The sequence below is a fragment of the Ruegeria discodermiae genome (genome assembly GCF_030758345.1).
In the GTDB taxonomy this organism is placed as follows: Bacteria; Pseudomonadota; Alphaproteobacteria; order Rhodobacterales; family Rhodobacteraceae; genus Ruegeria_C.
Map to the genome: position 1 here is coordinate 319618 of NZ_JAVAMO010000003.1, position 13778 is coordinate 333395.

At 61.4% G+C, this 13778-nt stretch carries 14 protein-coding genes; 8 read left to right on the forward strand and 6 right to left on the reverse strand.

From position 1 onward, the window contains the following. Window positions 1-9: 9 nt before the first annotated feature. On the forward strand, window positions 10-804 hold the full coding sequence (locus Q5Y75_RS10720) for a LytTR family DNA-binding domain-containing protein (protein WP_306197098.1): 795 nt from the start codon (window positions 10-12) through the stop codon (window positions 802-804). A gap of 20 nt (window positions 805-824) precedes the next feature. Here the strand turns inward: Q5Y75_RS10720 and msrC are convergent, their stop codons facing one another. From msrC to Q5Y75_RS10735, 3 genes are all read right to left on the reverse strand, one after another. Next, the gene (gene msrC / locus Q5Y75_RS10725; protein ID WP_306197100.1) at window positions 825-1277 is read right to left on the reverse strand and encodes a free L-methionine (R)-S-oxide reductase MsrC; all 453 of its coding nucleotides are present in this window, start codon (window positions 1275-1277) and stop codon (window positions 825-827) included. 27 nt (window positions 1278-1304) lie between these two features. Further along, on the reverse strand, window positions 1305-2345 hold the full coding sequence (locus Q5Y75_RS10730; protein ID WP_306197101.1) for an alpha/beta hydrolase: 1041 nt from the start codon (window positions 2343-2345) through the stop codon (window positions 1305-1307). Window positions 2346-2433: 88 nt separating this feature from the next. Then, entirely contained in the window at window positions 2434-3606 is a 1173-nt protein-coding gene (locus tag Q5Y75_RS10735) for an acetyl-CoA C-acyltransferase (protein ID WP_306197103.1), read from the reverse strand. Window positions 3607-3705: 99 nt separating this feature from the next. On the opposite strand from Q5Y75_RS10735, the gene Q5Y75_RS10740 reads away from it, so the two are divergent. The 7 genes from Q5Y75_RS10740 (at window position 3706) to Q5Y75_RS10770 (ending at window position 10339) form a co-directional block, all read left to right on the forward strand. Further along, on the forward strand, window positions 3706-4044 hold the full coding sequence (locus tag Q5Y75_RS10740; protein ID WP_306197104.1) for an STAS domain-containing protein: 339 nt from the start codon (window positions 3706-3708) through the stop codon (window positions 4042-4044). Between the two features lie 9 nt (window positions 4045-4053). Then, a complete protein-coding gene (locus Q5Y75_RS10745; protein ID WP_306197105.1) occupies window positions 4054-4512 on the forward strand; it encodes an ATP-binding protein in 459 nt (152 codons plus the stop codon). 327 nt (window positions 4513-4839) lie between these two features. Further along, on the forward strand, window positions 4840-6423 hold the full coding sequence (locus tag Q5Y75_RS10750; protein WP_306197107.1) for an ABC transporter substrate-binding protein: 1584 nt from the start codon (window positions 4840-4842) through the stop codon (window positions 6421-6423). A 58-nt stretch (window positions 6424-6481) separates the two neighbouring features. After that, complete coding sequence (locus Q5Y75_RS10755; RefSeq protein ID WP_306197109.1) at window positions 6482-7459, forward strand: ABC transporter permease; 978 nt, start codon at window positions 6482-6484, stop codon at window positions 7457-7459. Further along, window positions 7456-8373, forward strand: a complete 918-nt coding sequence (locus Q5Y75_RS10760) for an ABC transporter permease (RefSeq protein WP_306197111.1) — start codon at window positions 7456-7458, stop codon at window positions 8371-8373. The genes Q5Y75_RS10755 and Q5Y75_RS10760 overlap by 4 nt, the downstream gene beginning before the upstream one ends. Beyond that, window positions 8370-9344, forward strand: a complete 975-nt coding sequence (locus Q5Y75_RS10765) for an ABC transporter ATP-binding protein (RefSeq protein ID WP_306197113.1) — start codon at window positions 8370-8372, stop codon at window positions 9342-9344. Before Q5Y75_RS10760 ends, Q5Y75_RS10765 begins: the two co-directional genes overlap by 4 nt. Then, the gene (locus tag Q5Y75_RS10770; protein WP_306197116.1) at window positions 9341-10339 is read left to right on the forward strand and encodes an ABC transporter ATP-binding protein; all 999 of its coding nucleotides are present in this window, start codon (window positions 9341-9343) and stop codon (window positions 10337-10339) included. The genes Q5Y75_RS10765 and Q5Y75_RS10770 overlap by 4 nt, the downstream gene beginning before the upstream one ends. A gap of 4 nt (window positions 10340-10343) precedes the next feature. On the opposite strand, the gene xylA is transcribed toward Q5Y75_RS10770, so the two are convergent. The 3 genes from xylA to Q5Y75_RS10785 are packed head-to-tail and all read right to left on the reverse strand — an operon-like array spanning window position 10344 to window position 13762. Further along, entirely contained in the window at window positions 10344-11651 is a 1308-nt protein-coding gene (gene xylA / locus Q5Y75_RS10775; RefSeq protein WP_306197118.1) for a xylose isomerase, read from the reverse strand. Between the two features lie 33 nt (window positions 11652-11684). Further along, window positions 11685-12464: an ATP-binding cassette domain-containing protein gene (locus tag Q5Y75_RS10780; RefSeq protein WP_306197120.1), complete on the reverse strand. Its 780-nt coding sequence runs from the start codon at window positions 12462-12464 to the stop codon at window positions 11685-11687. Next, complete coding sequence (locus Q5Y75_RS10785) at window positions 12464-13762, reverse strand: sugar ABC transporter permease (RefSeq protein WP_306197122.1); 1299 nt, start codon at window positions 13760-13762, stop codon at window positions 12464-12466. Before Q5Y75_RS10785 ends, Q5Y75_RS10780 begins: the two co-directional genes overlap by 1 nt. Window positions 13763-13778 lie beyond the last annotated feature (16 nt).

Below are 13778 nucleotides of genomic sequence, written 5' to 3' on the forward strand. Positions count from 1 at the left end.
CAAGTTCAGATGCGCCAGATACGAGACAATTGCGCCTGTCCCGCCCGCGTGGCATTCGCGCTGCGCGAGTTGCAGCAGCATGTGAGGCACCCCACCACGGCAACGATCCTGTGCGCCGTCGCGCTTGTTCTGATGATCATCGACGCGTTTGGTCTGAGAGACCTGATGACCCTCGCGCCTCATCTGATCTACATGCTGGTGATGGTCTGGGTGACCTATGCGATTGGCTTCCTTGTGGCGCAGACATTCGGCACCTGGCTGTCGAACACCCGATTGAGCGGCCTTGTGGGCTGGCTGGTGCAAGGCGCGGTGGCCGGGGTTTTCATACTGGCCGCCGTGTTGGGGCTGAACCTGCTGGCCTTTGGATCGGGTCCGCCCAACAACATGGCATCCTTCGCGTTGAGTGTGATCGGGGCGACCATGGTCATCACGGTCACGCTGCAACACCTCCATCAGCTTGGATCGCAGCCCATCCAGACGCCAGCGATCCTTGACCGCCTGCCCTTCGCCAAACGCGGCAGTTTGCTGTCCCTGTCAGCCGAAGATCACTACACCAGCGTGCGCACCGACAAGGGCGAAGAGCTTATCTTGATGCGCTTTTCGGACGCGATGAAAGAGGCCGCCCCGATTGAGGGCTATCAGATCCATCGCTCGCATTGGGTGGCCCGATCCGGCATCAAGGACGTGCGGCGCAGCAAGGATCGGGCAATCGTCACCCTGACCGACGGCACCGAGATACCACTTAGCCGCAGGTATGTGCCTAAGCTGCAAAAGGCGGGGCTGCTGCCAGCACCCCGTGCCTGATTGCACAAAGACCCAAGGCGCTAACGGGCAAAGACCCCGGACAGGATTTGCGACAGCGCCTCTGCATCCGTTTCGGTGAAGGCGTCGGGCTGATCACTGTCGATATCAAACACCGCGATGATCTCGCCTTTCTTGTCGCGCACCGGCAAGACAAGTTCCGACTGTGTGGAACAGGCGCAGGCGATGTGGCCTTCAAACGCGTCCACGTCGGCGACAAGCTGCACCTCGCCAGTACGCGCTGCCGCACCGCAGACGCCGCGCGCAAAGGGAATGACCAGGCACCCATGCCCACCCTGATAGGGGCCGATCTTGAGCAACTCGGGCTCGGTCACGCGGTAGAAGCCGGTCCAGTCGAACCGGTCATCGGAATGATGCACCTCGCAGGCGATCGTGGCCATCAGCGCGACGGTATCATTTTCACCCTCCGTCAGCGAGGTGATGGTCTGGGCCAATGTTGCATAGTCAACGCGCATTATCTGGTTTCCCTTGCTGGGCTGTGCTCACCCTTTCAGAACACGCCGCAGCCAATCGGCGGTTTTGTCGACTGCGTCGTTGCCCTGTGGGATCACCTTGGTCAAGGACATAAAAGCGTGGATCTGGCCGGGATAGTTCAACAACTCGGCCTTGACCCCGCTTTCGGTCAGTTTGGCCGCATAGATCTGCGCGTCATCCCAAAGCGGATCATGCCCACCGGCAATGATCAGCGCCTCGGGCTGGCTGGCAAACGTCTCCGAGAACATCGGCGAGACGCGCGGGTCCAGCCGGTCCTGTTCCTCGGGCAAGTAGAGGTTGAGATACCAATCGATCCGCGTGGCGGGTAACAGGGGCTGGTCGCGCAGGTCGCGCATCGATGGCGTTTCCAGCCGCGCGTCCAGGCCGGGATAGATCAGCAGCTGCGCTCGGGGAGGTTGGATACCAGCCCTAACGAGATCGTGCATCAGGCAAGCGGTCAGGTTGCCACCGGCGCTATCACCGCCAACCACAAGCTGCTCAGGCGCGACGCAGAGATCCGTCTCCGCCGAGATCAATGCGTTGTAGGCGGCCAGGATATCGTCAGGGGCCGCGGGAAAGCGATCTTCGGGTGCCAAACGGTAGTCATAAGAGATCACGCGCACCCCGGCTTGCGTGGCCAAAGTCCCGCACAGCCCGTTATGGGTCTCGATGCTGCCCTGTATCCAGCCACCGCCATGCAGGTAGAGCAGCGTGGGCTGCGCCCCTCGCATATCAGTGCCCTCGGGAACATAGACTCGCGCAGGCCGGTCGCCCACAGCCCCCGGCAACGGAATGTCGGATGTCGCAACGCCTTCGGGGCAGGGTTTGCCAAGCTTTTCGGCCATTGCCGCAAGCTGACGGCGACTTTCCTCAATAGGTGGCAATTCATCGGGGTCACGCATCAGCGCCACCAGATCGCTCACAACCTGCGCCTTGGCGTCGATCACGCGGCCCGCAACCGTCATGCGCCGCCCGGTATAGATCAGCGCCACCAGTGGTTCGGGCATCAACAGGTTAATGAACCCGAACAAGATCTTCAGCTTTCGCATGTCGCATGGTCTCCCTGCCTTGGCGGCAGGCTGCGCCAATCACAGGGCCAGCGACAAGCGCTTACGCGGCGTAACGGGCGGTGCAGGTCTAAAGACGCTCTATCGCGATCGCGGTTCCCTCGCCGCCGCCGATACAGATCGCTGCGACTCCGCGTTTGAGGTCGCGTTTCTCCAGCGCGTTGAGAAGCGTCACCATAATACGCGCGCCCGAGGCGCCGATGGGATGACCCAGCGCGCAGGCCCCGCCGTTCACGTTCACCTTGTCGCGCGGCAGTCTCATTTCATGCATGAAGGACATGGGGACTACAGCAAAGGCCTCGTTCACCTCCCACAGATCAACGTCATCCGTACTCCAGCCCAGACGGGTGAGAAGTTTCTGCGCCGCCGGCACCGGCGCGGTTGTGAACCAGCCCGGAGCCTGCGCGTGGCTTGCATGGCCCAAGATACGCGCGCGCGGTTTGAGACCCTGCGCGGCAGCGGCCTCGGCAGAGGTCAGCACCATCGCGGCCGCCCCGTCCGAGATCGAAGAGGCATTTGCCGCCGTCACCGTCCCCTCGGGGCGGAAGGCCGGTTTGAGGGTCGGGATCTTGTCGGGACGTGCGGTTTTGGGCTGCTCGTCATCCGCAATGAGGGCCTCCCCCTTGCGGGTTCTGACCGTCACCGCTGCGATTTCCCCATCAAATGCCCCGCTTTCCTGCGCCGACAGCGCGTTGGACAGCGATTGCAGCGCGTATTCGTCCTGCGCGTCGCGGGTGAACTGGTATTTCTCGGCGCAATCCTCGGCAAATGTGCCCATCAACCGGCCTTTGTCATAGGCATCTTCGAGCCCGTCGAGGAACATGTGGTCAATCACCTGACCATGGCCGATCCGCGCGCCGCCGCGCATCTTGGGCAGCAGATAGGGCGCGTTGGTCATGCTCTCCATCCCGCCTGCAACCATCGTATCCGCATGGCCCAGCGCAATCTGATCATAAGCCATCATCGCCGCCTTCATGCCCGAGCCGCACATCTTGTTGAGCGTGGTGGCGGGCACATCTTCGCCCAGACCGGCGGCAAAGCCTGCCTGCCGCGCCGGGGCCTGCCCCTGACCTGCAGGCAGAACACAGCCCATTAACAGCTCATCGACCGAGCTCAGACCGGCACCCTCAAGTGCGGCGCGGATGGCGACACCGCCAAGCGCGGGCGCACTCATCGGTTCCAAAGCCCCCTGAAACCCACCCATCGGCGTCCGGGCCGCGCCTGCGATCACCACCTCTTTCATGAACATCCTCCCAATTTGTCGTCATTTGAATACCGAATGGTAAGATTTGCCGTCTAGCGTATTTCTACCTATCGCACTCAAAATGGGGGAAATTCGAATATGAGCCTGAGCAGCACCGTGGCCGGTGATGCGCACATCATCACAGTCGGTGTCGACCGGATCGATGCCGCTATGGCGATCCAGTTCAAAGAGGATATGCGCACCCAGACCGCCGACGCCACCGGGCGCGTCATTCTCGACCTGTCAGAAGTGGAGTTCATCGATTCCAGCGGGCTGGGCGCGATTGTGGCGTCGATGAAGCAGCTTGGCGAAGGGCGCAGCCTGGATCTGGCGGGGTTGACCCCGATTGTCGAGAAGGTCTTTCGTCTGACCCGGATGGATACGATCTTCAACCTGTTCCCCACTCTCGACGCGGCGCTGTCGGCGCAAACACGGTGAGACAGTCGGGTGGATCTGGACCACGCCTCTGACCGATTGCGCCTGAGCGTGATCGCCACACCGCTGGCCGCGCGCCAAGCGGTGAAGGATATCTGCAACTATATCGCGAAACCGGGCATCGCCCCGGCGCGAATGGAGGATATACGCATCGCGCTCAGCGAAGCGCTCAACAACATCGTCGAACATGCCTATAGCCCGCGTGCGCCCGGTCGCATCCGGGTCAGCGTTTCCACAGCACCCCAGGTCGTTGAGATCGAGCTGTCCGACTTCGGCACTCCGCTGCCACTGCGTAATCTGTCAGCTCGCACCCTGCCGCCCCCCGAACCCAATGATCTGCCCGAGGGCGGGTTCGGCTGGCACCTGATCCGGACGCTTGCGGATCAGATCGCCTATGAAAGACGGGCTGGCTGCAACCATCTGAGCCTGCGTTTCGACCTGCCGGAGCACAACGCCAGCGTGTCACAATAAAGTCCCATTCATTCCGTAGTCCCGCCGCAAACGCAGGCGATACAATCCCTGTAGCTGCATAAAGCTTCCCTCGGCGCAGCGTGTAACAGCCCCCACCCTGAACGCGGCGCCGAGGAACACCCCCCCAAAAAACTCCGACAGCAAACTCCCAGCGCCAATTGCGTTGCCTATCGCGTTTGCAGACCATAACTGTCACCTGTCGCCGGGGAGGCGCATTCAGGCTTAACCATTGCAATGAAACGCCACTTGAGTAGCATCCCTTCAGTGAAGCGGAGATCGCGCCAGTTCTGGGCGCAAAACATACCGCCCGCACAGGGAGACTGATTTATGACAAAAGTCACAACGGCCATTGCCGTGGCGACAAGCCTGTTTGCGCTTGCCGCGACATCTGTATCTGCGGAGAAACTGACCATCGGACTGGCCTCTGAGCCAACCGCGATGGACCCGCATTTCCACAATCTCGGCCCCAACAACGCCATTGCGTTCCATATCTTCGACCGTCTGGTCGCACAGGATGAGAAACAGGCGCTCACACCCGGCCTCGCGGTGTCGTGGGAACCTATCGACGATCTGACATGGGAATTCAAACTGCGCGAGGGTGTCACCTTCCACGACGGCAGCCCGTTCAACGCCGATGACGTGATCTGCACCATCACCCGTGCGCCAGACGTGCCGAACTCGCCCTCCAGCTTCGGGGCCTATCTCAAGGGCAAGACCGCTGAAAAGATCGACGACTATACCGTCCATATCAAGACGGCAGAGCCCTACCCGCTGATGGCGAACGATATCTCGACCATCCCGATCATTTCCGACACCGCCGGGTGCAGCGCCACCACGGAGGACTTCAACGCCGGCACCGCAGCGGTGGGAACCGGTCCGTTCAAATTCGGTGACTACAAGCCCGGCGAGAGCATCACCATGATGCGCAATGATAACTATTGGGGCGATACGCCAGCCTGGACCGAAGTGGAATTCCGCCCGATCAAATCCGGCCCCAGCCGGGTTGCGGCCCTACTGGCGGGCGATGTGGACATGATTGCGGGTGTTCCGACCACCGATATCGCCACGCTTGAGGCCAATGAGGATATCCAGCTCAGCCAGGGTGTGTCGAACCGGGTGATCTATCTGCATCTGGACCAGTTCCGCGAGAATTCGCCCTTCGTGAAAGGCACTGACGGGGGTCAGATCAAGAACCCGCTAATGGATCCGAAGGTGCGCACCGCCATCTCCAAGGCGATTAATCGCGATGCCATTGTGGACCGGGTGATGGAAGGGGTCGCCCTGCCCGCCGGGCAATTGCTGCCGGACGGCTTCTTCGGCGTTTCCGAGAATCTTGAGCCGATGGAATATGACCCCGAAGGCGCCAAGGCACTGCTGGCCGAGGCTGGCTATCCCGACGGCTTCCAACTGACCATTCATGGCCCCAATGACCGCTATATCAACGACGCCAAGATCGCCGAGGCGATTGGCCAGATGCTGACGCGGGTCGGGATCAAGACCTCGGTCGAGACGATGCCCCGTTCGGTCTATTTCGGGCGCGCCTCGAAAGGCAGCCCCGAAGGCCTGCCGGAGTTCAGCTTCATCCTCGTGGGCTGGGGCGCGGGTTCGGGCGAGGCCTCGTCCCCGCTCAAATCGCTGATCCACACCTATGACAAGGACAAGGGCTTTGGCTCGTCCAACCGTGGCCGCCATTCCAACGCTGAGATTGATGCGGTGATCGAGGAAGCGCTGCGCACCGTGGATGACGCCAAGCGGCAGGAACTGCTGGCCAAGGCCACCGAGATGGCGATCGAAAATGCGGCGATTATCCCGACCCATTTCCAGGTCAACACTTGGGCGGCAAAGAAGGGGCTGGAGTACATCCCGCGCACCGATGAATATACCTTCGCGACCGGCGTCGTGAAACAGTAAACACTTGGGCCGGGCTGCGATACGTGGCCCGGCCCCTTGACCGGCAAGGCGAACCCCCATGACAGTTTTCATCATAAGGCGGCTGATGCAGGCCATTCTTGTGGTGTTCCTGATGTCGGTGATCGTGTTCTTCGGCGTCAATGTCATTGGTGACCCGGTGCATATGCTGGTCAGCCCTGACGCCGATCAGGCCGATATCGAGGCGACCATCCGTCGCCTTGGCCTGGACCGGCCGATCTGGGAGCAATATCTGCTGTTTGTCAGTGGCGCTGCGCAGGGCAACCTGGGCAATTCCTTCATCTTTGGGGAACCCGCGCTGAAACTGATCCTGCATCATATGCCCGCCACGCTGGAACTTGCCTTCAGCGCGCTGTTTCTTGCCGTCGCGGTGGGCGTGCCGCTGGGGCTCTATGCCGGGCTCTATCCCGACAGCCCGCTGTCCAAGGGCATCATGGCCGGGTCGATCCTGGGTTTTTCTCTGCCCACTTTCTGGGTTGGCTTGATGCTGATCATGCTGTTTGCGGTCGAGCTGGGCTGGCTCCCCTCAACAGGACGCGGTGATACTGGGCACATCCTTGGCATCGAGACCAGCCTCGCGACGCGGGACGGGCTGTCGCATGTATTGCTGCCCGCGATGAACCTGGCGCTGTTGAAAATCTCGCTGGCGATCCGGCTAACCCGCGCTGGCGTGCGCGAGGCGATGGGGCAGGACTACGTCAAATACGCCCGCGCCAAAGGGCTGTCGACCCGCCGCATCGTCTTTGTGCATGTGCTCAAGAACATCATGATCCCTGTGGTCACGGTGATGGGGCTGGAGTTTGGCAGCCTGATCGGGTTCTCGGTGGTGACCGAGTCGATCTTTGCCTGGCCGGGGATGGGCAAGCTGCTGATCGACGCCATCCTGCAACTCGACCGGCCTGTTGTGGTGGCCTATCTGATGATCATCGTTCTGTTCTTTGTCCTCATCAACCTGATCGTGGACATCCTCTATTCCATCCTCGACCCGAGGGTGCGTCTGCGGGATCAGGGCGCATGAGTGACGTGATCGCCCCCGAGACCGCTGCCCCGGCCGCAAAGGTCGAAACCCCCTTTCGCCGCTTCGTCTCGGAGTTTTTTGAAAGCCGCATCGCAACCGTGGCGCTTTGTGTGCTGGGGCTGATCATCTTGCTGGCCGTGCTGGCCCCCTGGATCACGCCGCAAAACCCCTATGATCTGGCGCAGGTCGATGTGCTGGATGGGCGCCTGCCGCCCGGGTCCGAAGCATTTGCCGGGTATACCATGTGGCTGGGCTCGGACGGGTCGGGGCGCGATCTTTATTCCGCGATCCTTTACGGGCTGCGCATCTCGCTGTCGGTCGGTGTCGCCTCCGGCATCATCGCACTGGCGATCGGCATGGCGATCGGGCTGTTGGCGGCTTATGCGGGCGGGCGCACCGAAAACATCATCATGCGGGTGGTCGATCTGCAACTGTCCTTTCCGGCGGCGCTGGTGGCGCTGATGCTGGTGGCCATTCTGGGCAAAGGGATCGACAAGATCATCCTGGCGCTGGTGGTGGCGCAATGGGCCTATTACGCCCGCACCGTGCGCGGTACCGCTCTGGTCGAGCGCAACAAGGAATATGTCGAGGCCGCGCAATGTCTTGGCCTGTCGCGCTTGCGCGTCGTATTCCGCCATATCCTACCCAATTGTCTGGCACCGCTGATCGTTGTGGGAACCGTACAGACTGCCCATGCCATCTCACTGGAGGCGACACTGTCTTTTCTTGGTGTTGGCCTGCCGCAAACCGAGCCGTCGCTGGGCGTGCTGATCGCCAACGGATTCGAATACATGCTGTCGGGGCGCTACTGGATATCGGTCTTTCCCGGTCTGGCGCTGCTGTTCACGGTGGTGTCGATCAATCTTGTTGGCGACCAGTTGCGCGATGTGCTGAACCCGAGGCTGAAGAAATGAGCGACGTGCTGCAGGTCAACGCGCTGCGCACGCATTTCTTTACCCATGCCGGAGTGGTTAAAGCCGTCGATGGCGTCGATTTCACCGTGCGCAAGGGCGAGGTGATGGGGCTGGTGGGTGAATCTGGGTCGGGCAAGTCGATCACGGGGTTCTCGATCTTGGGCCTGATTGATCCGCCGGGGCGGATTGTTGACGGATCGATCCGGTTCAACGGGGCCGAGATCGCCAATGCGCCGGAGCCCGAGTTGCAGAAACTGCGCGGCAACCGGATCGCGATGATCTTTCAGGACCCGATGATGACGCTGAACCCGGTGCTGCGCATCGACACCCAGATGATCGAGGCGATCCTAGCGCATGAGGACATCCCCCGCCAGACCGCGTGGGAGCGCAGCCGCGATGCGCTTGGCCTTGTCGGCATCCCCTCACCCGAGGAACGGCTGCGCGCCTATCCGCATCAGCTCTCGGGCGGGATGCGCCAGCGGGTGGCGATTGCCACGGCCTTCCTCAACCGCCCCGACCTGATCATCGCCGATGAGCCGACCACCGCGCTGGATGTCACCATTCAGGCCCAGATCATTCACGAGGCGCAGAAACTGACCCGGCAGACCGGTACGGCGATGATCTGGATCACCCATGATCTGGCCGTCGTCGCGGGCCTCGCCGATCATATCTCGGTCATGTATGCCGGGCGGATCGTTGAACAGGGCGCGACCGATGACGTGATCGACAGACCGCTGCACCCTTATACGGTGGGCCTGCTGGGCTCCGTGCCATCTGCGAACAAACGCGGCCAGCGACTCTATCAGATCGAAGGGATGACGCCGAACATGCTGGCGATGCCAACGGGCTGCGCCTTTGCCCCACGCTGCCGGGCCGCAACGCCGGGCTGTGACACCGCGCCGCCGATCACCGATATCGACGGGCGTCACCTGCGCTGTCATCACCCGCAGACCGTGGGGGTCGCATCGTGACCGCGCCGCTGCTTGAAATCCGGGGCGTGTCGAAACGGTTCACCAAACGGCTGGACGTGGCGGGCAAGATCGCCCAGCGCCTCGGCTCGAAAATCAGGGAAGAGACCGTACATGCGGTCGATGCGGTCGACCTCTCCATCGCGCCGGGCGAGGTGCTGGGGCTGGTGGGGGAATCGGGCTGCGGCAAGTCCACGCTGGGCCGTGTGGTGGCCGGGATACATGGGGCGAGCGATGGTCAGGTGCTTTACGATGGCAAGGATATCGCTGCGCTGACGGGGGCCGAGAAACGTGCCGCCACGCTGGCGATCCAGATGATCTTTCAAGACCCGTTCGCCAGCCTGAACCCCAGGATGCGGGTCGAGGATATCATCGGTGAGGCGCCTCGGGTGCACGGGCTGGTCTCGGCTTCGGACGCGTCGAATTACGTGGATGAGGTCATGAGCAAGGTCGGGCTGGACCCGTCGCTCAAGCGCCGTTATCCGCATCAGTTTTCGGGCGGGCAAAGACAACGGATCGGCATCGCGCGCGCCCTTGCGGTAAAGCCCAAATTTCTGGTCTGTGACGAGGCGATCGCGGCGCTTGATGTCTCGATCCAGGCGCAGGTCATCAACCTGTTCATGGACCTGCGCGAAGAACTGGGCCTGACCTATCTGTTCATCAGCCACGATCTGAGCGTGGTCGAGCATATCGCCGACCGGGTCGCGATCATGTATCTGGGCCGCATCGTCGAAAGCGCCCCGACCGAAGCGCTGTTCGCCGCGCCCAAACACCCCTACACCAAGGCGCTTCTGGCTGAGGCTCCGCGTCTGGATCAGCGCAAACGCGACTTCGCGCCGATCGAGGGCGAGATCCCCTCGCCGCTCGATCCGCCGCCCGGCTGCCATTTCAATCCGCGCTGTCCGTTGGCGCGTGCGGATTGCCGCGAGGCCCGCCAAATGCTGGAAACCATCTCACCCGGCCGCGCGGTGGCCTGTCACCACTGGACCGAGACCTAAGGCCTCAGACGAAGCGGTTGACGTAGTTTTCCAGTATCTCCTGTCGGCCAGAGCGGGGTTCGGGATTTATCGCATCGGCCAGAACGCGGTCGGTAATACTGCCCAGATCGCTGTCCAGCATGGCCTGCGCCTCCGGCTGCGACCATCCCGCATAGCGCTCGGCCAACGCCTGTTCCAACCCGCCATCTTCGATCATCTGAGCGGCGGCTTTCAGACCGCGCGCGCAGATATCCATGCCGCCCACATGGGCCGCGATCAAGTCCTGTGGGTCCAGCGACTGACGGCGCAGCTTGGCGTCGAAATTTGTGCCGCCGGTGTCGAAACCGCCTGCCTTCAGGATATGGTAATAAGCCAGTGCGACCTCGGGCGTGTTGTTGGGAAACTGATCCGTGTCCCAGCCGGACTGATAGTCGTTGCGGTTCATGTCGATCGAACCCAGCATGCCTTCTGCAGCTGCCACCGCGATCTCATGTTCGAAACTGTGACCGGCCAGGATCGCGTGACCCTGTTCGAGGTTCAGCTTCACCTCGCCTTCCAGCCCGTATTTACGAAGGAAGCCGATACAGGTTGCCGCATCGTAGTCATATTGATGCTTGGAGGGCTCCTGCGGTTTCGGCTCGACCAGAATGGCGCCTTTGAACCCGATCTTGTGCTTGTAATCGACCACCATGTTCAGGAAGCGGCCCATATGGTCCAGTTCTTGGCCCAAGTCAGTGTTGAGCAGCGTCTCATACCCTTCGCGCCCGCCCCAGAGCACGTAGTTCTGCCCGCCCAGCTTGTGGGTGGCATCCATGCAACTTTTGATCGTCGCGGCGGCAAAGGCAAAAACCTCCGGGTCGGGGTTGGTCGAGGCGCCTGACATCCAGCGGCGATGGCTGAACATGTTGGCCGTGCCCCAAAGCAGACCGGCCCGGCTGGCCGTCATCTTTTCACCGATATAGTCGGTGATTTCCTCCAGCGTGGCGAGGTTGTCGGCGAAATTACCCTGCTCGGGCCGGATATCGGCGTCGTGCCAGCAGAAATAGGGCACGCCCAGCAGATCGAACATCTCGAACGCCACATCCGCTTTCAGCTTGGCGCGGCCCATATCGTCCTGCGGATGCCAGGGCCGGATGAAGGTCTGGCCACCAAAAGGATCGCCACCCTCCCACGCAAAGCTGTGCCAATAGGCGACCGCGAAGCGCAGGTGATCCTCCATGCGCTTGCCCATGACGATCTCGTTGGGGTTGTAGTGGCGGAAGGCGAGCGGATTGGCGCTGCCCTCGCCTTCATAGCTGACCTTCTCGATGCCGTCGAAGAATCCGGTACTCATCCCGTGGTTCCTTTTTTCAAAATGGGAAGAGGCTCAGGCCGCCTCTTCCCCCGGTTTCTTGCCGAGGATGATCATCGACAGCAGGTCGTCATCGGTCACATCGTCGATCTCGACGGTACCGACCAGTTGACCGTTCTTCATGACGCTCGCGCGGTCGCACAATTCCATCACTGCATGCACGTCATGGTCGATCAGGAAGATGCCGATCCCGTCCGCCTTGAGCTGCTGAATCAGCTCCGCGACCATCTGGGTCTCATGCGGGCCAAGCGCCGCCGTGGGTTCGTCCATGATCAGGACCTTGGCGTTGAAATAGACCGCCCGCGCGATAGCAACCGACTGGCGCTGGCCACCCGAGAGCGCCGAGACCGGCTCGTTGAACTTCTGAAAGTTCGGGTTGAGGCGGCCCATGATCTTGCGGCATTCTGCCTCCATCGCCGAATCGTCCACCAGTCCCAGCGGCGTCACCAGCTCGCGCCCCAGAAACAGGTTCGAAGCCGCGTCGAGGTTATCCGCCAGCGCAAGCGTCTGATAGATCGTCTCGATATTCAGCGCGCGCGCATCGCGGGGGTTCTGGATGTCGACCGTCTGGCCATTCACGCGGATCTCACCGGTTTCCTTCTGATAGGCGCCCGAGAGCATCTTGATCAGGGTCGACTTCCCGGCACCGTTATGGCCCAGCAGGCCCACAACTTCGCCCTGGTAAAGATCGACACTGACGTGATCCACTGCCTTGATCCCCCCGAAAGAGATCGAGACATCGTCCATTTCCACAAGGGGCGTTTCGCCTGCGGCTCTTTTTGGATTGCGTGTCATCACTTTGCCCCCACACGTTTGCGGTAGATGATGTCGATCAGCACCGCCAGAACCAGCACCGTGCCAACCACGATGTTCTGGAATGGCGCATCGACGCCGACCATGGCCATGCCCGATTGCAGCGCCTGCATGATCAGGGCTCCAAGGATTGCGCCATAGATCGTGCCGAACCCGCCCGACAGCGCGGTGCCGCCGATCACGGCAGCCGCGATCACCCGCAACTCGTCCAGCGTACCGATATCATTGGAATGGTTGGACAGGCGCGCCGAAGCAATTACCGCGGAAAGCGCACAGAGGAAGCCCATCAGCGCAAAGATTTTGACCGTCAGGCGACGCGTGTTGATGCCTGACAGCTCTGCCGCATCCGGATTGCCGCCGGTGGCAAAGATATAGCGGCCAAAGCGGGTCCGGCGTGCAATGATCGTCATCACAACAGCAACCGTTATCAGGATCAGCACCGAGACCGGCAGGCCGTAGCCCACTTCCAGCCCTTCTGGCATGGTCTCACCCCGTGCCTCGAACATCCGTTCCAGACGGCGTTTGGGGATGTGGTAGGAATTCAGGATCCAGATGAAACCAAAGATGGCCCCAGCCGTGATCGCGCAGAGCGTGGCCTCAGCCCAGGCCGGTTTGACCGGGAAACCATGTCCGGCTTTTGCGCGGCGCGCGCCCCAAAGGCCCCAGATCGCCAGTGCCGCGGCCAGAGCGGCTAACAGCCAGCTTGTGGTTTCGCCCAATGTGCCATTGGTGCCGCCAAAGACCAGGAAGGTGCTGTCGAGCGGGCCGATGGTTTGCCCGTCGGTCAGATACCAGGCCACATTGCGCCAGACCAGGAAGCCACCCAAAGTCACGATGAAGGCGGGAATGCTCAGATAGCCCACCATCCAGCCCTGAAAGGCACCGATCAGCGTGCCTGCCGTCAGCCCGACCACCAAGGTGATCAGCCAGATCGCCGGATTGCCCAGCCCCATACCCAGCGTATGCGGCAGGATTTGCGTTTGCGTCACCGCCATGATGGCCGAGGTTGTGGCCAGCAGCGCCCCAACCGACAGGTCGATATGGCGGTTCACGATCACAAAGACCATGCCACAGGCCATTATCGCGACCGAGACGGTCTGGATCGTGAGGTTGAAGATGTTACGCGGTGTCAGAAACCGACCATCCGTCAGGATGTTGAAACCGATACACAGGATGACGAAAGCGCCAATCATGCCCAATAGCCGCAGGTCCAGTTCCAGTTGCTGGAACAGGTTGCCTTTTTGCCGTTCGGGGATTGGCTGAGACGTTGTGTCTGTCATGTCAGACCTCTTCGTT

Bases quoted from the DNA above. Each gene is read 5' to 3' on its own strand.
- Q5Y75_RS10720 (WP_306197098.1), top strand. From the start codon at position 10: ATGCGCCAGATACGAGACAATTGCGCCTGTCCCGCCCGCGTGGCATTC.
- msrC (WP_306197100.1), bottom strand. From the start codon at position 1,277: ATGCGCGTTGACTATGCAACATTGGCCCAGACCATCACCTCGCTGACG.
- Q5Y75_RS10730 (WP_306197101.1), bottom strand. From the start codon at position 2,345: ATGCGAAAGCTGAAGATCTTGTTCGGGTTCATTAACCTGTTGATGCCC.
- Q5Y75_RS10735 (WP_306197103.1), bottom strand. From the start codon at position 3,606: ATGAAAGAGGTGGTGATCGCAGGCGCGGCCCGGACGCCGATGGGTGGG.
- Q5Y75_RS10740 (WP_306197104.1), top strand. From the start codon at position 3,706: ATGAGCCTGAGCAGCACCGTGGCCGGTGATGCGCACATCATCACAGTC.
- Q5Y75_RS10750 (WP_306197107.1), top strand. From the start codon at position 4,840: ATGACAAAAGTCACAACGGCCATTGCCGTGGCGACAAGCCTGTTTGCG.
- Q5Y75_RS10755 (WP_306197109.1), top strand. From the start codon at position 6,482: ATGACAGTTTTCATCATAAGGCGGCTGATGCAGGCCATTCTTGTGGTG.
- Q5Y75_RS10760 (WP_306197111.1), top strand. From the start codon at position 7,456: ATGAGTGACGTGATCGCCCCCGAGACCGCTGCCCCGGCCGCAAAGGTC.
- Q5Y75_RS10765 (WP_306197113.1), top strand. From the start codon at position 8,370: ATGAGCGACGTGCTGCAGGTCAACGCGCTGCGCACGCATTTCTTTACC.
- xylA (WP_306197118.1), bottom strand. From the start codon at position 11,651: ATGAGTACCGGATTCTTCGACGGCATCGAGAAGGTCAGCTATGAAGGC.
- Q5Y75_RS10780 (WP_306197120.1), bottom strand. From the start codon at position 12,464: ATGACACGCAATCCAAAAAGAGCCGCAGGCGAAACGCCCCTTGTGGAA.
- Q5Y75_RS10785 (WP_306197122.1), bottom strand. From the start codon at position 13,762: ATGACAGACACAACGTCTCAGCCAATCCCCGAACGGCAAAAAGGCAAC.